This is a genomic window from Pseudobdellovibrionaceae bacterium, assembly GCA_023898385.1.
Lineage (GTDB): Bacteria > Bdellovibrionota > Bdellovibrionia > Bdellovibrionales > UBA1609.
Map to the genome: position 1 here is coordinate 374,543 of CP060220.1, position 19,700 is coordinate 394,242.

21 protein-coding genes are annotated in these 19,700 nt (G+C 47.4%); 7 read left to right on the forward strand and 14 right to left on the reverse strand.

The window, feature by feature from the left end:
- Positions 1-14: 14 nt before the first annotated feature.
- Both H6626_01575 and H6626_01580 read right to left on the reverse strand, forming a co-directional pair.
- Entirely contained in the window at positions 15-470 is a 456-nt protein-coding gene (locus H6626_01575; GenBank protein ID USN47809.1) for a biopolymer transporter ExbD, read from the reverse strand.
- 3 nt (positions 471-473) lie between these two features.
- The gene (locus H6626_01580) at positions 474-1,106 is read right to left on the reverse strand and encodes a MotA/TolQ/ExbB proton channel family protein (GenBank protein ID USN48923.1); all 633 of its coding nucleotides are present in this window, start codon (positions 1,104-1,106) and stop codon (positions 474-476) included.
- Between the two features lie 405 nt (positions 1,107-1,511).
- Here H6626_01580 and H6626_01585 point away from each other — a divergent pair, with 405 nt between their 5' ends.
- Positions 1,512-2,564: a hypothetical protein gene (locus H6626_01585; protein ID USN47810.1), complete on the forward strand. Its 1,053-nt coding sequence runs from the start codon at positions 1,512-1,514 to the stop codon at positions 2,562-2,564.
- A gap of 164 nt (positions 2,565-2,728) precedes the next feature.
- Positions 2,729-3,064: a hypothetical protein gene (locus H6626_01590; protein ID USN47811.1), complete on the forward strand. Its 336-nt coding sequence runs from the start codon at positions 2,729-2,731 to the stop codon at positions 3,062-3,064.
- Positions 3,065-3,105: 41 nt separating this feature from the next.
- Here the strand turns inward: H6626_01590 and H6626_01595 are convergent, their stop codons facing one another.
- A complete protein-coding gene (locus tag H6626_01595) occupies positions 3,106-4,548 on the reverse strand; it encodes a sigma-54-dependent Fis family transcriptional regulator (protein ID USN47812.1) in 1,443 nt (480 codons plus the stop codon).
- Between the two features lie 158 nt (positions 4,549-4,706).
- Positions 4,707-4,913: a hypothetical protein gene (locus H6626_01600; protein USN47813.1), complete on the reverse strand. Its 207-nt coding sequence runs from the start codon at positions 4,911-4,913 to the stop codon at positions 4,707-4,709.
- Positions 4,914-5,353: 440 nt separating this feature from the next.
- Here H6626_01600 and H6626_01605 point away from each other — a divergent pair, with 440 nt between their 5' ends.
- A complete protein-coding gene (locus H6626_01605; GenBank protein USN47814.1) occupies positions 5,354-6,478 on the forward strand; it encodes a patatin-like phospholipase family protein in 1,125 nt (374 codons plus the stop codon).
- On the opposite strand, the gene H6626_01610 is transcribed toward H6626_01605, so the two are convergent.
- The 8 genes from H6626_01610 to H6626_01645 all read right to left on the reverse strand — a co-directional run bounded on the left by H6626_01610 (position 6,475) and on the right by H6626_01645 (position 13,159).
- On the reverse strand, positions 6,475-6,843 hold the full coding sequence (locus H6626_01610) for a histidine triad nucleotide-binding protein (GenBank protein USN47815.1): 369 nt from the start codon (positions 6,841-6,843) through the stop codon (positions 6,475-6,477). The two genes, H6626_01605 and H6626_01610, sit on opposite strands and share 4 nt — an antisense overlap.
- A complete protein-coding gene (phoU, locus tag H6626_01615) occupies positions 6,815-7,486 on the reverse strand; it encodes a phosphate signaling complex protein PhoU (protein USN47816.1) in 672 nt (223 codons plus the stop codon). Before phoU ends, H6626_01610 begins: the two co-directional genes overlap by 29 nt.
- 62 nt (positions 7,487-7,548) lie before the next feature.
- Positions 7,549-8,316, reverse strand: coding sequence for a phosphate ABC transporter ATP-binding protein (locus H6626_01620; protein ID USN47817.1), 768 nt, complete (start codon positions 8,314-8,316; stop codon positions 7,549-7,551).
- Entirely contained in the window at positions 8,313-9,161 is an 849-nt protein-coding gene (gene pstA / locus H6626_01625; protein ID USN47818.1) for a phosphate ABC transporter permease PstA, read from the reverse strand. The genes H6626_01620 and pstA overlap by 4 nt, the downstream gene beginning before the upstream one ends.
- Before the next feature lies 1 nt (position 9,162).
- A complete protein-coding gene (gene pstC / locus H6626_01630; protein USN47819.1) occupies positions 9,163-10,047 on the reverse strand; it encodes a phosphate ABC transporter permease subunit PstC in 885 nt (294 codons plus the stop codon).
- Positions 10,048-10,052: 5 nt separating this feature from the next.
- The gene (locus H6626_01635; protein USN47820.1) at positions 10,053-10,991 is read right to left on the reverse strand and encodes a PstS family phosphate ABC transporter substrate-binding protein; all 939 of its coding nucleotides are present in this window, start codon (positions 10,989-10,991) and stop codon (positions 10,053-10,055) included.
- A 93-nt stretch (positions 10,992-11,084) separates the two neighbouring features.
- The gene (locus H6626_01640; protein USN47821.1) at positions 11,085-12,473 is read right to left on the reverse strand and encodes a PAS domain S-box protein; all 1,389 of its coding nucleotides are present in this window, start codon (positions 12,471-12,473) and stop codon (positions 11,085-11,087) included.
- Between the two features lie 8 nt (positions 12,474-12,481).
- A complete protein-coding gene (locus H6626_01645) occupies positions 12,482-13,159 on the reverse strand; it encodes a response regulator (protein ID USN48924.1) in 678 nt (225 codons plus the stop codon).
- Positions 13,160-13,445: 286 nt separating this feature from the next.
- On the opposite strand from H6626_01645, the gene H6626_01650 reads away from it, so the two are divergent.
- Positions 13,446-14,186 carry a PilZ domain-containing protein gene (locus H6626_01650; protein ID USN47822.1) on the forward strand — a complete coding sequence of 247 codons (741 nt, stop codon included), beginning with the start codon at positions 13,446-13,448 and terminating at the stop codon, positions 14,184-14,186.
- Positions 14,187-14,307: 121 nt separating this feature from the next.
- Here H6626_01650 and H6626_01655 read toward each other — a convergent pair whose 3' ends face one another.
- Together H6626_01655 and H6626_01660 are read right to left on the reverse strand one after the other, a co-directional pair.
- The gene (locus tag H6626_01655) at positions 14,308-15,342 is read right to left on the reverse strand and encodes a c-type cytochrome (GenBank protein ID USN47823.1); all 1,035 of its coding nucleotides are present in this window, start codon (positions 15,340-15,342) and stop codon (positions 14,308-14,310) included.
- Positions 15,343-15,415: 73 nt separating this feature from the next.
- Complete coding sequence (locus H6626_01660) at positions 15,416-15,838, reverse strand: hypothetical protein (GenBank protein USN47824.1); 423 nt, start codon at positions 15,836-15,838, stop codon at positions 15,416-15,418.
- Between the two features lie 488 nt (positions 15,839-16,326).
- On the opposite strand from H6626_01660, the gene H6626_01665 reads away from it, so the two are divergent.
- The 3 genes from H6626_01665 (at position 16,327) to H6626_01675 (ending at position 19,636) form a co-directional block, all read left to right on the forward strand.
- Complete coding sequence (locus H6626_01665; GenBank protein USN47825.1) at positions 16,327-16,638, forward strand: nucleotidyltransferase domain-containing protein; 312 nt, start codon at positions 16,327-16,329, stop codon at positions 16,636-16,638.
- On the forward strand, positions 16,631-17,020 hold the full coding sequence (locus tag H6626_01670) for a HEPN domain-containing protein (protein ID USN47826.1): 390 nt from the start codon (positions 16,631-16,633) through the stop codon (positions 17,018-17,020). The genes H6626_01665 and H6626_01670 overlap by 8 nt, the downstream gene beginning before the upstream one ends.
- A gap of 258 nt (positions 17,021-17,278) precedes the next feature.
- Positions 17,279-19,636 (forward strand): hypothetical protein, encoded by a 2,358-nt coding sequence (locus H6626_01675; protein USN47827.1) that lies wholly within the window; start codon positions 17,279-17,281, stop codon positions 19,634-19,636.
- Positions 19,637-19,700: the final 64 nt, after the last annotated feature.

Below are 19,700 nucleotides of genomic sequence, written 5' to 3' on the forward strand. Positions count from 1 at the left end.
TTCCTTACCTCATCTTAAAGAGGGGCTATCCCTACATCAGTTATGCCTGTGGCCTTAAGTTGGTCTATAAGGTGAATGACGCTGTCGTATTCTGTGTTGGCGCTAGGGAGGATCAGTGCTGTTTTAAGGCCGGTGATTCTTCGAGTGACATTTGCAATGTGTTGGCTGATTGAATTCCAGTTGGGCTGACCATCAACACCGCGAAAGTTCTTTTGTCGAAGGCTTTGGTTAGCCTTCGCCACGTCTTTTAATCTTAATGAGACGCGGCCGCTTTCTCTAATTTCAATCCAAAGTGTGGGCTGGAGCGAACGTTCTACCTGTGTTTGCCCACCAAAAGCTTGAGCTATATCAAGAGTCCCGATGTTTACCCATACTGTAGTCAAAAGAAGCATACAGATCAGGACGGCTAGGAGTGAAATCACCGGGAGTAGGTTTAATTCAAAATTTAGATCGCGACCGTTGATTTTCATGGCTTACTTACCTTTTACAGCCTTGGTTTTTTTGTTTTCGATAATGTCAAAGTTAAAGCTGAGCCAGTTGTAGATCTTTGTAGAACCTTGATTTAAATCTTCAGCCAGTTCATTGGCGCGGTTTTGGAGGACGGCAAACATAATCAGCGCAGGTATAGCCATTATCAATCCGTAGGCCGTCGTGCTCATGGCCATTGAAATACCTTGGCTAAGCATGGCCGCTTTTTCTACGGGGTTTTGATCAACCACACCAGAGAAGGCTTTAATAAGACCGACGATGGTTCCTAATAGGCCGAGCAGTGTTCCCACGTTTCCAAGCATGGCGAGAAATCCAGTACGCTTTTCGAGGCGAGCATTTTCGTGAGCCAGTACTTCATCCATTTTAGCTTGGATTTCGTTTCGGCCGCCCATATTTTTAGCGGCTTCAATGCCGGCTTGAGCCACATTGGCGATGGCGTGACGGGGGGCTATTCGAGCAATTTTGCGCAGAGTATTTTCGATATTACCGGCTTTAATGTCGCGCTCTAATCCATTTGCAATTTTCTTTTGTTTGGGAGCTCTTACTATATAAAGAGCATAAATTCTCTCAGCTATGATTGCGATCGACACAATTTGCACAGCGAGTATTAACCACATCCAAATGCCGCCTTGACTAAAAGCAGAGCCAATTGCAGCTATTGATTCACTAAACGATCCAGAGCTCATAAGGTTTCTCCTTCATTAGTAGCCCGAAAAAGACAATCTCCATGAAGCAGTAGAGCAAGGCCAATGCCTGGCTGGAAGTCAGTTGTGTTCGATTTCACGCTAGCCGTGGCTGAATATTGTTCGAAACAGTGACAATAAATGTCGTTTTCTCAAATTATTCGAAAAACTGAGTAATGCCTTTGCAAGGGGCCAGATCTGACGGTTTTTGAGAAATTTGAGATCACTGTGGCTGTGGTAATTGTTTTGTCATCTCAGTCGGTTAGGTCAATTTTCGACAAATCAAGACGTTGGTACTGGAGTTGCTACATATATAGACAAAGGGCTTAGGGGGGAATCATGAATTCGATAAAGTGGTCAAGGGCCGTAAGTGGTCTGGCGCTGACATTTATATTAGGAGCTTGTTCAGAGGTGAGCTTTTCGCCAGCTCCTCCAAAAGAGGGGCCGTCGACACTTGAGGACTCCACTCCCGATTCTGGGGGGCTTGGCTCAATTAGTGGCGAGATTCTTGAGGCCTTTAACCAAAGGTCGGTGGTTCGCAAAGTCGATTTATTAGTCATCGTAGATAACTCTCTTTCCATGGCCGAAGAACAATCGCGGCTGGGCGCTAGAATTCAAAGCTTTCTAAATCATTTGGGTAGGGTGGACTGGCAATTGGCTGTGACCACAACCGATGTCAGTACTGGTCCGTATGGGTTAAAAGGATCACTTCTCACAATGGCAGGCACCTCAAGTATGATTCTTAATAAGAATGTGCCCAATTATGAGCAGGTCTTTTTGGATACAGTGGTGCGCTCTGAAACATTGAACTGCGTGGGATCGTGTCCATCAGCTGACGAGCAAGCTCTGCGGGCGGCAATTATGGCGATGGACAAAAGAAATACTGATAACCGTGGTTTTTTTCGAGATGACGCGGACCTAGGGCTTTTGATTCTCTCTGACGAGGATGAGATGAGTACGGGTCCTGCTTTGGCAACCAAGCCAGAAGCTGTACTCGACCATTTTCGCAACATTTGGGGCGATTCTAAAGATCTCTACACCTACGGGATCATTACACTACCTGGGGATGTGAATTGTCTTGGTGCTCAAGGTAGAGATGCGTCCTACGGCACCCATGTGTCAGATCTATCAGACTTAACAGGTGGTTTAACGGGCAGCATTTGTAGCGAAGAATACGGGGAGACTTTGGGGCAAATTGGCAAAAACTTAATAAAGCTTTTAGATTCATTGCGACTAAAAGCAGCACCGGATGAAGATTCTATTATGATGTTGTTTGACCCACCACAACCCGATGTGCGTTGGTCTGTGTATGAAAACAAAATCATCTTTGATGTTCCACCAAAATCGGGCACCAAAATCCGTGTGGCCTATGATCGAAAGCGGCGGGATTAGTTGTATCAGATAGTTTCAAACCCATCTTTTAATGTATCAATCTAGAGTCAGACAGGGCTCTAGATGTTCTTTAGATCGAGCCAGATCTGGCACAATCCTTGTTACTCTATATTTGTAGTTTAGATTACTGCTGAATAGATCAAATTATAAATAGGGGAATAAGTATGTTTGTGCATCCAGCAAAAGAGATCGAAGGTCTATTGATACCGAAGAAGACCCATCAGGCCAATACGGCAACGTACTATGTGCTCGCCACAAGAGATGATGAAGAATACAGCTTGCTTCCTAATCCCACTTGGGACCCCGTGCTTCATCACTTCGAATGGAGCCACGTTTGCATTTTGGGGGATCTGGACCCTCAAAGGAAACTGATGCGGGTGAAAGGTGTGGGCCCACTTGAGGCCGAGCCTGCTGAGGTCAGTGTAGCGCCGGCTTACGAGGAAGGAGCTAGGCGATTTTTATGGAGCTGGCTGACCCAGATTCGCAGTGTTTTGGCGTAAGGGAATCAGGAGGATTCCCTTGCGCCTCTAGGCGGCCTCAACTAGTGATGGGACTGAGTGTCTGTCTCAGAAAATCGATGATGATCGATATTGTATTTTTCAATGAGCCTATAAATCTCAACCCGATGTTTACCTGCCAGTCGGGCGGCCTTTGAAATGTTTCCGCGGGATTCTTTAAGCAGTTGCTCAAGATAGCTTCGTTCAAAAAGTTTTTTTGCGTCAGAATGACAGAGTGGAAGACTGTTCAAAAAAGCATCGCCACTATCTTTATTCATTTCTGAGTCGTGCCGTGCATGGCAAAATAGGTGATCGATATGAATGTCACAGTCTTGGGTCAGTACAACAGCTCGCTCAATGGCATTCTGAAGTTCTCGAATATTTCCCGGCCATGCGTAAGTCGTAAGGCGAGACATCACCTCGTGCGAGGGCTGGTTAATTCTCTTGCCGAATCGTTCAGAATATCGTTCAACAAAGTGCTCAACCAACATGGGAATATCTTCAGGACGCTCTTTCAATGAGGGCACATAGATTTGCAAGACAGATAAACGAAAGTAAAGATCCTGTCGGAATCGTCCCGCTCTTACTTCTTCAGCTAGGTCGCGATGAGTAGAGGCAATGACTCGAGTGTTCACTTTAACGGTGGACAGTGAACCCAATGGTCGAACCTCACGCTCTTGCAGCACACGAAGAAGTTTGACTTGCAGGGAGAGTGGCATGTCGCCAATTTCATCTAACACCAGGGTGCCTTCCTTGCAGATTTCGAAAAGTCCCTTTTTGTCTGTCTTTGCATCGGTAAAGGCTCCGCGCAAGTGGCCAAATAGCTCAGATTCCAAAAGGGCTTCTGGAATGGCTCCACAATTAATGGCTTCGAAGCGTTCGCCCTTTCGACGAGAGGATTTGTGCAGGGCTCTAGCTATGAGTTCCTTGCCCGTGCCGGACTCACCCATGATAAGCACTGTGGAGTCAGCGTCTTTCATTTGTTGAATCTGAGTCATTGTCTTGCGCATACTAGGGCCATTGCCAATCAAGCCCATGTCTTTAACGGATCCCGTTTTCGGGCCCGCGCGGAGGGTGCTATCAAAAAATCTATCTTTCAACGTTTGCACCATTTTTTTGGGCCCCATGGACTTGGGCAAAAAACTGGCAGCCCCACGTTCCATGGCGTCTACAGCTAACGACACAGTATCTTGGGCCGTCATAATAAACACTTTGGTGTAAGGGGCTTCGTGAATTAAATAAGACATCACTTCAAGACCGTCTTCATTATTGAGGTACACATCAATGATGGCAGCATCGAAAGAATAGGCATTGATCTGTGAGCGCATGGTATCGAAAGATTCCGCTTCCTTTACACGAAAGCCTTCGCGCTCCAAGGTGGCTCGTAATAGACGACGAATATCTTCATCGTCATCAATCACTAATACATGTAGAGATTCCTCTACAGGGTGCGAGGTATCACTGATAGCTCGTGAAGTTGTGGACATATAGGCTCCGATTGTTTGTGGAAGACGTTCTGCTGAATCGAGAGACACATTAAACAGTATTCGTTCACAAAAATCAACCTGAGATTTCTATAAAACCCTTTATGGGCAAGGATTTACAGGGGTGAACAAAATATAGTCTATTGTAACAAACTGTCTCACTAGGAAGCTATGGGCCCCGGTTTTGAGTGGAAGTTTTTGATGATCGGCTGCCGATTGAATATCAACGACAATGATTTAGACATTTTCCCTATATCTTTGTTGTCTGGAGATTTGGGGAGAGCACCGAATGTTTTCTCGGAAAGCTCCTTAAGTTGTTGAAAACCACGAATGGGTAGAGTCCAGTGGGGTTTTTCTGAAAATCTCATGATCGCCTCCCTTTTGGCTGTATTGGTCGTATGCAAGGTTGCACAGCAAAGATCAGTCCATGGCAAAAGCGAATTTAGGCCCTATAGTTGAGTACCTTAGGGCCGACTTACGAAACAGTTTGTCACAGCCTGTAACGGTGAGAGTCTTTTCAGAGAAGATAATTTATCCCATTAGGCTTTAAATGGGGGCCTGCCCTTGGCACACATCGTGCTCTAGAAGTTGATCACAACGATAACTGCCAAAGACCTCTCGGTCGAAGCATTATTGTCTCAATAAAACCCTAATCCCCCCCCCAATTGCACTGCTGGGTTCCCCCTGAACCCAGCAGCCCCTTCTAAAAGATTTAGAGCTACCGCTTTTTCAGTCTAATATCCTGTTAAGCAAATCGGAGATTTGAGTTATAGTTCAACCAGGAAGTGGCGACGAAGAAGGGGGCAGCGTGAAAACGGCATTGGTGTTGACGGGGGGAGGCGCTCGAGGAGCCTACCAAGCGGGCGTCATAAAGGGACTCAGCGAAATCGCCGATCGGTGTGGAGCCACAAACTGTTTTGGTATTATGAACGGCGTGAGTGCTGGTGCTATAAATGCGGTATTTTGCGCCAGTGGGGCCCATGACTTTTCCACCACAGCAGCAGCTCTGGCTGATTTGTGGACCCATTTGCGCCCAGAGCAGGTTTATCGCTCCGATTTGATGTCCTTGGGGCGTATCGGTGCGGGATGGATGGCGGATTTGGCACTGGGTAATCTGCGCGCCAAGAAGAAAGCCCACCACCTTTTGGATACGGCTCCCCTTAAGAAACTACTTAATGAAAAAGTAGACTTCTCAAAGATCTCTGAAAATTTAAAAAAAGGTCACTTGCAAGCACTGGTTTGTACCACTTTTTCTTACACTCACGGTAAGACGGTGGCCTATATTCAATCAGAATTGGCCACAGAAATGTGGTCCCGACCTCGAAGAGAGAGTCGGGCGACGGTGATCACCGAAGACCATGTAATGGCCTCAGCGGCAGTGCCTCTTTTGTTTCCACAAATTGCCATTGATGGTGAGCATTTTAGTGATGGGACTTTTCGCAACACAGCCCCTTTGGGGCCGGCGATCAATTTGGGTGCTGAAAAAATTCTGGTTGTGGGTGTGCGCCATCAAAAACATGTGCATGTGGACTCAAGTATCGGCCCTGATGGCCCCAGTGTGGCCAGAATGGTCGGTCATCTTTTGAATTCCTTGTTTTTTGATTTAACCAATGTGGACATTGAGCGACTTGTGAATATCAACTTAGCCCTTCAAAAACTGTCAAAGGCCGAAGTAGAGAAACTTCGCTACACTCCCGTGCGACACCTTTATCTCCAGCCTTCAAAAGATCTGGGGGCCTTGGCTGAGCAGGTGGCCCATCGAATCCCACGCTCTGTTCAATACCTCTTGGCGGGGTTAGGGACTCGGCATGAATCGGCAGAGCTGGCCAGCTATCTTCTGTTTGATAGCGAGTATACGGCGGCTCTAGTGGATATGGGATATCAAGACTGTATTGAGCGACAGCAAGAAATTAAGGATTTTCTAAATTCTTAGCCCGGGGGCCAATTCAGAGATCGGCCGCCAAGGAGGTGGATGTGCAAATGAAACACGGTTTGTCCGCCATCTTCGTTGGTGTTGATCACCACCCGATAACCGGATTCTGCCAGGTTTTGCTGTTTGGCAATTTCAGCGACCACAACCAAAAGGTGCCCCATCAGGGCTTTATTGGAATCAGCCAGTTCAGCCATTGAGGTAATGGGTTCTTTTGGAATAACCAGTATATGTGTGGGCGCTTGCGGATTGACATCATGAAATGCTAGGCACAGATCATCTTCATAAACAATATCAGCCGGAATTTCGCGGTTTATGATTTTTTGAAATAGGGTCAATTTATTCTCCTTTGGCCTCAACAAACCCATGTCGCACAATCACACCTTCCACAAGGTAGATAACGTCTTCAGCAATATTGGTGGCATAATCAGCAATGCGTTCAAGGTGCTTTGAAGTATTCAGGCAACGAATCATTTCTCGAGTCTTTGCGGGGTCTTTGGAGATGGCATCTGATATGAGGTGAAAGTTTTCGTAGTTGATTTTATCCACGATCCGGTCAGATTCGAGAACTTTGCGGGCGACGGTGGTGTCCATGGTTATAAGCGCATCCAGGGCCTCTTTAACCATCAGGCGTGTGTGTTCCTGCATGGTGGTGAAATCCACTGGCAAGTCCATGTCAGTTCGTCCGGCGAGGTTTTTTGCGGTTCGCGCAATATTGGCCGCTAAATCGCCAATGCGCTCAAGGTCATTATTGATTTTAAGTACAGCCACTAAAAAGCGAAGGTCTGTGGCCACAGGTTGGTGTAGGGCCATTACTTGAAGGCATTTTTCTTCAATTTCCACTTCGGTTTCATCAATACGTCGGTCGTTGCTGATCACTTGTTGGGCCAGAGGTTCATTGCATTCATTCCAGGCTCGAAAGGCTCTATTTAGATTTTCTTCCACTAAAGAGCCCAGGGCCAGGAGCTCACGCTTTAATCGATCGAGTTCGTCACGTAGATGTTTCGTCATATTAAAATCCTTTTTAATGACTACGAAATGTTCTAAGAGCCCACGGATACAGGTGAGACGTTCTAGCCAAAGCGCCCAGTGATGTAATCTTCAGTGCGCTTTTCCCGCGGATTCGTAAACAGTTTACGCGTGTCACCATATTCAATCAAGTGCCCTTCATAGAAAAAGGCCGTTTGTTGGGAGACTCGGGAGGCTTGCTGCATATTATGGGTTACGATAATTATAGTGTAGTTGTCTTTGAGTTCATCAATGAGGTCTTCCACCCGGGCTGTGGCCTTAGGGTCAAGGGCCGAGCAGGGTTCGTCCATTAATATCACTTCTGGACTCATGGCAATGGCACGGGCAATACAAAGGCGCTGCTGTTGTCCGCCAGACAAAGCCAGCGCCGATTCGTGAAGGCGGTCTTTGACTTCATCCCACAATGCAGCTCCGCGCAAGGAGGTTTCCACCAACTCGTCCCAGTCCACTTTGTAGTTATTTACTTTGGGGCCCCAAACAATATTTTTATAAATTGATTTTGGAAATGGATTGGGCTTTTGAAAAACCATGCCCACTCGCCGGCGGACTTCCGCAGGATCAGTTTTTGGCGAGTAGATATTTTGCCCGTCAAATACAATTTCACCTTCCACGCGCACATTGGGGATGAGGTCGTTCATTCGGTTGATGCTTCTTAGCAGGGTGCTCTTGCCACAACCAGAGGGGCCAATAACAGCGGTTACCGATTTTGCTCGCACCGGCATGGAAACATTCTTCACAGCCTGCTTATCTCCGTAAAAAATGGAGACATCTTTTATATCTATTACTGGTTTTATTATTGAATCGACAGTCATAGGCGGTACCTTTGAAACCTTTGGCGAATGAATATGGCAACAAAGTTCATACTAAACAAGACAAGCAGCAATACAATAATGGCTGCTGCCGCCAAACTGTGAAATTCTTCTTGCGGGCGACCGGCCCAGTTAAAAATCTGAAGGGGCAGTACTGTAAACGGATCATTCACCGACTCGGGCACAAAGGCCACATAACTTAAGGCCCCCACCATAATCAGTGGCGCTGTTTCACCAATGGCTCTAGAAAGTGACAAGATGACTCCGGTCATGATGCCCGGCAAAGCCGCCGGTAGGATTTGCCCGGTAATGGTTTGCCAGCGTCGGGCCCCAAGGGCGTAGGCACCTAGCTTGACCTCTCGAGGGACCGCGCGAATGGCCTCCTGCGAGGCAATGATTATGACCGGCAACACCAAAAGAGTTAACGTCAGGGCGCCGGCTAAAATGCTTCGGTCAAGACCCAGGAAGCGCACAAAGACCGCGAGTCCCAATAATCCATATATAATAGACGGCATCCCCGCGAGATTTGCGATATTCACTTGCAACAGCCGAACAAACATTCCTTTTTTAGCATACTCTTGAAGATACACCGCTGTGGCCACACCGAGGGGTACGGCAATCAGAGTAGTGAGTCCCATAATCCATAAACTTCCCCAAATGGCCGCTTTGATGCCGGCTTTTTGGGGGAATCGGGAGGGAAATCGATTGAGAAAGTCCCAGCTGACCCAAGAAAACCCCGTGTGGGCTATGTGATATAGAAGCGCGCATAAAATAAACACAGAAAAACTTGTGGCCGCCACGGTCAAATATTTAAATATTCGGTCTTTTTTGTAGCGTTTTGAATTCACCCTAAGTGGTCTCCCAACTCATTTTATGGATAAAGTGATTTCCCACCGCATTCATCAACAAAGTCAGAACAAACAATAATGTGCCCACGGCAAAGGCTGTCAAATATTCAATGCCGCCGGCAGGAGTATCCCCCAGACTCACTTGAACAATATAGGCGGTCATTGTTTGGATGCTTTCAAAAGGATTTATAGTCATGTTCGGGGTGGCGCCGGCGGCCATGGTCACGGCCATGGTTTCTCCAACGGCTCGAGAGACGGCGAGCACCACGGCTGCGCCAATACGAGATCCCGCTGCAGGCATCACCACTTGGGTGATCACTTCATAGCGGGTGGCCCCAAGCCCGTAGGCCCCTTCTCGAAGCGCGCGGGGAACAGCCCGAAAGCCATCGTCCACAAGCGAAGCCACCATGGGAAGAATCATGATGCCGACAACGAGGGCTCCACTTGCCGCATTAAAGATTTCTGTTTCAGGATAGACGGCCTTTAATAAGGGCGTGATAAAGGTTAAAGCAAAGTAACCATAGACCACAGTCGGAATACCGGCCAGGATTTCTAATATGGGTTTGACCACGGATCGCTGCTTTTCAGATGCGAATTCATTGAGGTATGTGGCAACGAGAAGTCCCATGGGCAGAGCCACAATGGAAGCTCCAACCACAATCAATACAGTGCCCGCCAGCAAGGGCAAAACCCCAAAGGTTTGGGGTTTGATTATGGGCTGCCACTGAGTGCCGAATAAAAAATCTGGCAACGGGACCTGTTGAAAAAACTGCCAAGTTTCTTCGCTCAATACAAATATCACCGAAAGCGTAACGGCAACAGTGATGAGCACACAGACTAATAAAAAACCATGCACTCCATGATCGATATATTTGTTTCGAATCATTGATCCTAGTTCACTTTTGCTGTTGGAACACCACTAGCAGCAATTGTTTTCAGCGACTTTTCATAGGAGCTGTCAGCAAGTGGAACAAATCCTACTTGCTTAGAGAGTCCTTTCGCATGAGTCAGATAAAATGAGACAAATTTTGAAACTTCAGGACGCTCTAGAGATTTTTTATTCACGTAAATGTAAACAGGACGGGAAAGCGGGGCGTAGGTATTTTTGTTGATAGAGTCTAAGTTGGGAGAAACGGGCCCCTTGCCATTGTCTATAGCTACAGCATGAAGCTTGGACTCATTCTCTTTATAGTATGCAAATCCAAAAAAGCCCAGAGCACCTTCATCTCCTGCCACTCCGTGAACCAGCATATTGTCATCTTCACTTTTGGTGTAATCAGCTCGGCTAGAGTGTTCTTTGCCCACAATAGCTTTTGTGAAGTAATCGTAGGTGCCGCTGTCAGGGCCAGGTCCGTAGAGTTTTATTTCGGTTTTGGGCCAATCAGATCGAACATCGCTCCATTTAGTGACTTTACTTTCGGGCATCCAGATCTTTTTAAGTTCAGCTACCGTCATAGTTTTTGCCCATGTATTTTTAGGATTCACAACGACGGCGATTCCATCATAAGCCACTGGAATTTCGAGATAGGTGAGGCCAGCTTTAGAGGCCTTAGCTATTTCACTGGCCGATATGGGGCGAGAGGCATCTACAATATCGATTTCGCCACTGACAAATTTTTTAAATCCACCACCAGTACCCGACACGCCAATAGGCACGCGAATTTGGGGGCTTTCGCCTCTGAATTCTTCAGCAACGGCTTCAGTGAGGGGGTAGACGGTGCTCGAGCCATCCACGCTGACGGTACCTGATTTCAACGAGGCCCCGGCCGCTGTTCCTATTAAAAAGACGGTGAGTGAAATGGCATATTGGTAAAGGTTGGATAAACGCATAGTAGTGGCCCCCAGTGGTTTGAAAATTTCCGCACTTCTTCGAGGAATTATTCCGATTTTTAGCGGTTTTTTACAAGGGCGATCTGTTAGAATTCAATGAGGCGTGGGGAGAACAATGGTGAAAGTACTGCCTTTGCCGGGCTCACTTTGTACATCCACTTGGCCGCGGTGAGCCAAGCAAACGTGTTTCACAATGGAAAGCCCCAGACCTGTGCCGCCCCGTTCGCGGCTGCGAGCCTTATCCACACGGTAAAACCGTTCGAAAAGCCGGGGAAGGTGCTTACGGGTGATTCCAATGCCATGATCGAGCACAATAATGCGCACATCTTGAGGGCTCGGGACTACTTTTACCAGAATGTGCTTGCCCCTTTCGCTGTACTTGATGGCGTTGTCGATGAGATTCACCACGGCCTGTTCAAGAAGTGGGGCATTGATGGCTGCTACGGCCTCATCCTCGCATTCACAGTCAATTTCTATATCAAGCCCCTGGGCACGGTCTTCACACATTTCTATGGCCGACCTCACAGTGCTTCTCACATCCATTTTGGAAAGCTCAATGGCTTGGCCCTCGGTGCCCCGTTCAATTCGAGAAAGCGCCAAGAGATCTTCAATAATTGACCCCAAGCGCGCAGCGTGGCGGTGGATAATTTTAATAAATCTTCGTCGTTCTTCAGGGTCAGTGATTTCAGCTGTAAGCAGAGTCTCTGCAAAACCTTGAATTGAAGTGAGCGGCGTTCTGAGCTCATGGGACACGTTGGCCACAAAATCCCGTCGATGACTTTCTAATTCTTTAAGCCTGGAGATGTCTGAAAAAACGAGCACAGTCCCATTGCGGGTGCCGTCGTGGGATTTCAGGGGGCTGCTGCGCAACTGTAAATGCTTACTGGTCGCTCCCAGCAGTTCGACTTCTTTTTCTAGGGGATGATCGGCTTTGAGGGAGAGGTTTACAAAATCCTGGATTTCAGGAACACGCACGACCGCTTCGATGCCCTGCCCTTTTTGGCGTTCGTTGGGGATGCCAAGAATTTTGGCTGCGGCTGAATTTAAAAACTTGATGTTTCGGTCGCTGTTTACCGCCATCACACCTTCGGCCATACTTGAAAATACGGCCTCTTGTTGTTGTTTGCGGCTGGTGATTTTTTTAATTCGCCGATCTAGGTGTTCCGCAATCTCGTCAACGGCCAATGCCAACTCATGCACTTCTCGGTGAATGATTCGGGCGGTATCACCGCTGGCGGACAGATCATCATGGGCCAGTTTTTGAATGCGTATCTTTAATATATCGATAGGCCGTTTAAGAGTCTGCGAAAGCCAATAAGACAGAGACGCAGAGCCAACGACTATGGCAAGAACCAGTGCCCAATGAATGCCTGTCCAATTTTGTAGGCCGATTTTTCCAAGCCAATAGGACCCCTCAGCACTCACCGCTGTAAGAATAAGAAGAGATGGGAAAAGGTGCCAAAAAAACGGGCGTCTAAGCATAGGTTATACTATTCACTAAAGCGATACCCCACACCTCGCACGGTTTCAATGTGATCACCTGCGTCGCCAAGCTTCTTTCGCAGTCCCACCATCTGAAAATCAATAGATCGATCTGTGACCGCATAGTTTTCGCCTCGGATAGCGTCTACAATTTGTCCTCTGGTGAACACCCAACCGGGCTTTTTCATTAAAAAGTGCAAAATCTGAAATTCAGAATGGGTGAGTTGAACTGGGCTGCCGCCGTAAACCACTTCGTGCCGGCCTGGATGAATTTTGATTCCATGGCGCTCCACAATGCTGGTTTGGGCGTTGGCATTTTGGGTGGTGAAGTCGCGAAGATTGGCTTTAACCCTTGCCACAAGCACTTTCGGGCTAAAGGGTTTTGTGATGTAATCACTGGCCCCCAATTCAAGGCCGCGGATCACGTCGGTTTCTTCGCCTTTTGCAGTTACCATAATGATGGGGAGGTCCTTTGTGTTAGGCCGATCTTTTAGGCGCCGGCATATGTCAAAACCACCAATTCCGGGTAACATAAGATCTAAAACAAGGAGGTCTGGAGGATCATTTTCCACCGCCATTAGACCCTCTTCTCCTGATCCAAATGTTTGAACCCGAAAACCCTCAAGACTGAGGTTGAATCGGATAAGTTCAGCAATATCGGATTCGTCCTCGATGACATAGACCATTTGACCTGGATTCACGTGAAACCCTCTTTCTATAGCTTCGTAACATTGAGTTGGCCCCCTTCTATTCCACTTAATGTCTGATGTAAATGAAGTTGGCCAAATCCTTTATTTTCAAATCATTGTTGGATTTTAATGAGGGTTAGAAAAAAAACTGGATTCAGTGGCTGTCGGGTTAAGGTCTAGTTTTTTGCAAAAGGGTGTTGACGATTTTATGTGGGGTCTCAATCATAAGGGCATGAAAACACGTCCATGGCCCATCATAATATTAGCAGTTATCCAATTCTTGATGCCATTATTTAGCATCATAACCAATGCCTTTCTCGTTAAAGTGTCGCCTTTGATGTACTTTAACGCCCTCATTGAGGTGAAGGCAGGATGGGAGCTTATAGAGTTTTTTGCTCTGTTCCCTATCGCAGGCATCTCTATTTTCTTGATGAAGAAATGGAGCTACCCCGTATTTCTTGCGGTGATGGGGTGGACACTTTTTTCTAACATTGCCATTTACATGCGTGACTACCAGGGCGTGATGTCGCCATGGGTGATCGTTGGATTCACTTTGATCAATGTATTGTTTGTCAGCTACTACTTACTACCTGCAGTGAGACAGATCTATTTTAATAGACAGCTTCGCTGGTGGGAGTCACAGCCTCGATTTGTGATTGATTTTTCTGCCACGGTTGAGACGGGTGGCCAAACTGAGCCTTGCACCCTTCGTGATATTTCAGAAGGCGGCGCCTTTATCGAAACCACCCGAAAACTGACTACTGGTGATACTATCACATTGAAAATGCCACTTTTTGGAGTGGAGTTGCCAGTAGAGGGTACTGTAGTGCATACGGGCAATGCGGGTTTTGGAATCCGATTCACTACCAATGCACAGACTTGCACCACTTTGCGCCGTTTATTAGGTGTTTTTAGAGCCATGGGATTTGAACTTCGCCATGCTCCAGAGCCACAACTCGCTAGCTTTTTGACTTGGTTGCGAGGAGCGTTCTCCGGCAAAGGATTGTTGCCAGAAACTAAATAGTGAGCGTTTTTTAATTAGGCGGGTCGCTTTCGCGACACCGCCTAATTAAATTAAAAAACAAAAAAAAACCCGCCAGATCGAGCGGGTTTTTTGTTTTTAGGGCTGAACTGTGGTGGGAAAATCAATCCACTATTGAGCCATTGGGGTAATCGGGCAGGCGAGGCATGGTTTGTTTTGGGAACTGACCTGTCAAGCTATTGAGAAAAGCCACCACATTTGTAACTTCGTCTTCATTGAGGTCTCGGTTGAGTTGGGTTTTGGCCATGACTCGCACGGCTTCATCCAGGGTTTTCACAGACCCGTTATGGAAGTAGGGTGCCGTGAGGGCAATGTTTCTCAACGTGGGCACTCGCCACATGTGTTTATCCGCTTCATTTTTTGTGGCATCGTGGCGTCCCGTATCGTCCATTAACTTGTATGTTTTAACATACGAGTTATCCGCAAAAGTGGGAAATTTCATAAAAAACCCTTGCCCTTCTGGAAGGTCGGGGCCGGCAAAGGCAGCTCCTTGGTGGCAACTGGTGCATCCCACTTCTTGAAAGGTCTTCCAGCCCGCTTGCGCTGCATCTGAGAGGGCCCGCTTACGACCTTTAATAAATTTATCAAAAGAAGCGTTGGGTGTGATCAGGGTACGTTCGTAGGCGGCCACGGCTTTAGCAAAATTATCAATGGTGACGGAATCTTCACCTTTGAAAACTTTTTTAAACTGGGCCACATAGCCAGGAATTTCTTTTATGCGAGCCACCACAGCATCGTGGTTGGGCATCCCCATTTCAACAGGGTTTACCAATGGTCCGATGGCCTGTTCTTCAAGAGATTTGGCTCGGCCGTCCCAAAATTGAGTGGACAAAAAAGCCGCATTCCAAACAGTAGGTGAGTTGCGACCGCCTTTGAGGCCGAGGATCCCTGTGGAGACAGCGGTGTTATCCACCCCGGCTGACATCACGTTATGGCAAGAGTTGCACGAAACAGTGCCTGTTTTTGATAGTCGTGGGTCGAAGTACAACTGCTTACCCAACTCCACTTTTAATGGGGTCATGGGGTTATCTTTTGGAATGGGGGGCTTTTTCGGGAGAGGCGCGCTGGCTTCGCTGGTGAGAGGGGCGATAAACAAGGCAATGAGCAATGATGGTAAGAGGGTGAGGTGTGTTTTCATAAGGGCTTCCTTTCTGCCGCGAAAAATTAACGGCAAAAAGGAGGCCTGTCACGAGTGTTTTTATTATTATTTTTTAGTCGCCCACTTCACTGTTGCAAACAAGCGCTTGCGAGATCAATTGACCGTAGGAGTTGTAAAAGCAAACTCGGTAAATGGATTCAAAACTTGATGAGCCACCCGATGTGTTGTGAGTGGCCACGAGGGGATTGTGCCATCGGATAGATCGATTTTCTTGATCTTCGCAAGTGGGCACTTCTGGGTTTTCAGACTGGCTATCTCGGTATTCCATACCACCAACGACTTTTACAGATTTGGCGAAGGTTGTATAATCAGGGTTAATGTAAAGCACGAACTGTAAGTCCATATGACTTTTTGAGATCACCTGTACGGTGTATTTGTCATTCATGACAGATTCAGGGGCTTCGGCGCAGGCCGCGCGCGCATAAGAGGGGCTGGCCAAAAGGGCGACGGCTACGAGGCTAAAGAGAGTTTTCATGGTTTTTTACTCCTTTGAGGGGTTTTTGAGGGCATGACGCTCTGCTAGATGAGCGAAAAATCAAGTGAGAACTTTGTAAGGTCGAAAGGTACCTGCTTCCTTTTGTGGCGAGCCTGCGTTAGGCGGGTGGCCCCTGCGGGCACCACCGCTATCCCGGTGTGCATGGCGTATCCGGATTGCGTCACTGCGTGCCGCAAGCCGAAGACGACATGCGGCCACTCGGGCCAGCGGTGGTGCCCGCAGGGGCCACCCGCCTAACGCAGGCTCGCCACAAAAGGAAGCTGGTACCTAGATAGATTGGTTTCTTTTGCTGAATTGTTGCTTTATCATAAAAAGTCCGCCGGCCATTCGGGCTGCGATGTGCAAAAAGCTTGGGTTTTCGAGGCAGTTCATTTGTGACCTTGAAAAAGGCCGCGGGTTGGTTTCGTTAGAAATGGCTTCTTAGATCGACGGGATATGTACGATAACAAAACAGTGGAGCTAAGAACATGGACAATAGCTTAAAACAAATAGCCGAAGCTTTGAACGAAGAGTTCAAGCCAGAAAAAATCTTCCTGTTCGGATCCAGGGCTAGGGGTGATAACGATCAACAAAGTGACTACGATCTTCTGGTTGTTGTCTCGGATTCATCACTAAGCCCTCTGGAAAGGCGAATCAAGGCCCGTCAGGTGTTGCGGGGAATAGAGCAAACATTTGATGTTTTTGTCTACACTCAGAGAGAGTTTGATGAGTGGAAGGATGAGTTCGGTTCTATACCTGAAACAGCACTGAACGAGGGAAAAGAGCTCAGCGTTGGCTAGTAAGATTGTCAAAAAATGGTTTTCCTTTTCAGCAAAAGACTTGCGTACAGCAAAGGTTCTTGACGAAATAGGCTCAGACTTTTGGGAACAAAGTGTGTTTTTCTGTCAGCAAAGCATAGAGAAGTCGTTGAAAGGGTTTTTAGTTTTTCACAAGGTAAGAATCAGAAAAGTGCATGATCTGGTACAGATTTTTGCCCTTGCTCGGAGCCATGACCAATCACTCACAGGCGACATCTCAGAGCTTGAGCGGCTGACGGAATATGCGGTGGCCTACAGGTACCCAGATGCGGCATCAGGTGAGATTAGTCATAAAGATGTCAAAGAAGCTATTAGTGCTGCTGAGCACTTTTATGCCGAGCTTTCGAAAAAATGTGGTCTTTAAGGAAAGCCCATTGAGGTCCATCCCACTCCAAAACCATCAAAAAATACAATCCTAAAGGCTTGGTAGCGCCTAGGGAATCTCATTTTGTGGCGGTTTTGGCAGCGTGAGAGCGTTAGATTTTCAGAATATCTGCCGATAGAGTATGATGTTAGGTGAGGATTTTGTCGTTGGAGGAGCCACTTTGACCTTATTGTTCGGAATGAAGAAAGGGATATCACGGCTAATGTCTTGGTTTGTGGTGTGGAGGAGCATGGCCTGATGAATTCGAAAAGCCTATTTACTATATTAATGTCCCCATTGCTTTTGCTGTTTTTGGTGCATTGCAAGTTGGGGGACAATGCCATTAAAGGATCGGTTAGGTCAGTGGCGCCGTCAGGAGGATCACAGCCAGGCGCGGTTAGTGGTGTAAGCCTTACCGTTTTGAGTGATCAAAGCATACAGCTTGATTGGTCAGCTAGTGGCGATGTCACCCCTGGTTTTGTAATTGCATACATGGCCGGAAGTACACCACCTGCAAGTTGTAATGAAGGCACGCTGATCTCAAGCAGTGAGATTAGCAGTACAACTCATCAAGTGGATTCGCTAACTGAAGAACAAAGCTATAGTTTTCGCATTTGCGCTCTAGATGAATACGATCAACCCATTGAAGCCACCAGCCAAACAGCAACGTCGACCACTTTTGCTTACTGTCATGGTAGTCGCTTGACCAACTCGCCCTACGCCAACTCGGGTGAGGCTGGCATCGATGGAAGTGACGAAGAGAATGCCTTTAGAATCTGTAGTCCCAGCCAATTCAATGAGATCTCTGCCCAGTCGAGCGATTGGACTAAATACTTCATATTAAAAAGTGATCTCAATTATCAGGGGTTGCCGGCATACGCCAATATCTCAATCGGCACGGGTCCTGGGGTGTCTTCGTTTTCTGGTACCTTTGATGGTCAGTTTCATGTGATTAGAAATATTCTTTTATACTTTGCAGGTTTCAGCGAATCAGGTCTTTTTGGTGTGGTTGACTCGGGCGGTGTGGTTAAGAATCTTGGGTTGGTCAATATGAACCTTTTTTCGTGGGGACCAGTTAGAACAGGGGCAATCGTAGGCGCTATTTACTCCGGAACCGTTGAAAACGTGTATGTGTTGGGACACATCGATGTAGGTTCAAGCCGCGTTGGAGGGTTAGTCGGTCAAGTTGGCGTGGGTGGTACATTGAAAAATAGCTTTGCGGTGACTAGCCAGGATATGGCATGTTGCACCTCAACCTTAGGCGGCGCGGTGGGTTACAATGAAGGAACCCTTCTCAATACGTACGCCGTGAGCCATGTCACTGCACTCAATAATAGTCCATATATCGGTGGCCTGGTTGGGTACAATGACACCACTGGGGTTATTGAAAACTCTTTTGCCATTGCCACTGTGGACGGCAGCACCACGGGAAACAATGTTGGTTCATTCTCAGGCGTGAACACAGGCACAATTACCAATTCCTTTTACGACAATCAACGGCCTTGCAATAATATCGGCACAGGCAACTGCTCAGCTCAGACCGCAACAGGTATCAATACCAGTCTTACTCCCGATTATTTTTCAAAGTTGACTAACGAACCTATGGCCTCATGGCCTGCTGGCGTGTTCAAAGAAGTGGCTTTCAACGGGGTTCCGATTTTCGCAGCACAAACGACGCCGCCACTTTCCAATTTTTGTTGGGAAAAAAACCGCGTGGCCAATTATCCATTCGCTAACTCGCCTGATGGTCCATCCGGGCTGGATGATAATAATGCACTTCGCATCTGCTCGGTAAAACAGCAGCTGTATGTGGGGAGCGCCAGCAACACGGCGAACTTGGATAAATACTACCGCTTGGATAATGATCTAAATTTTGATTATATTCACCTAACAAAGTACGTGCCGATTGGTACAGCGGCCAACCCCTTCACGGGACAATTCAACGGTCAGGGCTACAGCATTTACAACATTGATTTTTCAGGTCATTTATTGACTGAACACGTTGGGTTTGTGGGCTCAGGGCAGGGTGGATTAATTAAAAAGCTAGGCCTTGTCAATTGCACCTTTAGCATTTCAGCGGGCGGCAATGGCGATGTGGGATTGTTTGTGGGCAGGGGCCTATCTTCTGGGGAAATGAGAATAGAAGACAGCTTTGCCACTGGCACCGTGACAAGTAACAGCACCGGTGGAGTGAGCACAGGCAGTCTGTGCGGCAATAGCTGTGATATTTATCGGTCCTATGGTGTTGCCACAGTCACGAATAACACAGCGGAGTCAGGTGGACTGGTTGGGTTCGATGGGGAAATATACGATTCCTTTTTTGTTGGAAACGTCACTGGAAATACCCTAGGCGATGAAGTGGGTTTTCTCGTGGGCGAACTCCCGTACATTTTTGCCCCCGCCTATTTTGCAAGCAACTATACTTGCTCCAACACTGGCGCCGGCAATTGCAATGATCCAACGGACGCCTTTGGTGCGGACGACGTTGGCATTGATCTAGGCATATTCACCGACTATTTTTTCAAATCCACAAACGCACCTCTTAGTACCTGGGATTTCACTAACGTCTGGGAAGAACAAGAAAACGATTACCCCAAGCTGCGTCGCCCGTTATAGGCAATAGGGCCGCGGCCAGTTTTCAAAACCACAGTTTTTCAGCAGAGCCCTGAGGGTTCTTTTT

Bases quoted from the DNA above. Each gene is read 5' to 3' on its own strand.
- H6626_01575 (USN47809.1), bottom strand. From the start codon at position 470: ATGAAAATCAACGGTCGCGATCTAAATTTTGAATTAAACCTACTCCCG.
- H6626_01580 (USN48923.1), bottom strand. From the start codon at position 1,106: ATGTGGTTAATACTCGCTGTGCAAATTGTGTCGATCGCAATCATAGCT.
- H6626_01585 (USN47810.1), top strand. From the start codon at position 1,512: ATGAATTCGATAAAGTGGTCAAGGGCCGTAAGTGGTCTGGCGCTGACA.
- H6626_01590 (USN47811.1), top strand. From the start codon at position 2,729: ATGTTTGTGCATCCAGCAAAAGAGATCGAAGGTCTATTGATACCGAAG.
- H6626_01595 (USN47812.1), bottom strand. From the start codon at position 4,548: ATGTCCACAACTTCACGAGCTATCAGTGATACCTCGCACCCTGTAGAG.
- H6626_01600 (USN47813.1), bottom strand. From the start codon at position 4,913: ATGAGATTTTCAGAAAAACCCCACTGGACTCTACCCATTCGTGGTTTT.
- H6626_01610 (USN47815.1), bottom strand. From the start codon at position 6,843: ATGGGTTTGTTGAGGCCAAAGGAGAATAAATTGACCCTATTTCAAAAA.
- phoU (USN47816.1), bottom strand. From the start codon at position 7,486: ATGACGAAACATCTACGTGACGAACTCGATCGATTAAAGCGTGAGCTC.
- H6626_01620 (USN47817.1), bottom strand. From the start codon at position 8,316: ATGACTGTCGATTCAATAATAAAACCAGTAATAGATATAAAAGATGTC.
- pstC (USN47819.1), bottom strand. From the start codon at position 10,047: ATGATTCGAAACAAATATATCGATCATGGAGTGCATGGTTTTTTATTA.
- H6626_01635 (USN47820.1), bottom strand. From the start codon at position 10,991: ATGCGTTTATCCAACCTTTACCAATATGCCATTTCACTCACCGTCTTT.
- H6626_01640 (USN47821.1), bottom strand. From the start codon at position 12,473: ATGCTTAGACGCCCGTTTTTTTGGCACCTTTTCCCATCTCTTCTTATT.
- H6626_01645 (USN48924.1), bottom strand. From the start codon at position 13,159: ATGGTCTATGTCATCGAGGACGAATCCGATATTGCTGAACTTATCCGA.
- H6626_01650 (USN47822.1), top strand. From the start codon at position 13,446: ATGCCATTATTTAGCATCATAACCAATGCCTTTCTCGTTAAAGTGTCG.
- H6626_01655 (USN47823.1), bottom strand. From the start codon at position 15,342: ATGAAAACACACCTCACCCTCTTACCATCATTGCTCATTGCCTTGTTT.
- H6626_01660 (USN47824.1), bottom strand. From the start codon at position 15,838: ATGAAAACTCTCTTTAGCCTCGTAGCCGTCGCCCTTTTGGCCAGCCCC.
- H6626_01665 (USN47825.1), top strand. From the start codon at position 16,327: ATGGACAATAGCTTAAAACAAATAGCCGAAGCTTTGAACGAAGAGTTC.
- H6626_01675 (USN47827.1), top strand. From the start codon at position 17,279: ATGAATTCGAAAAGCCTATTTACTATATTAATGTCCCCATTGCTTTTG.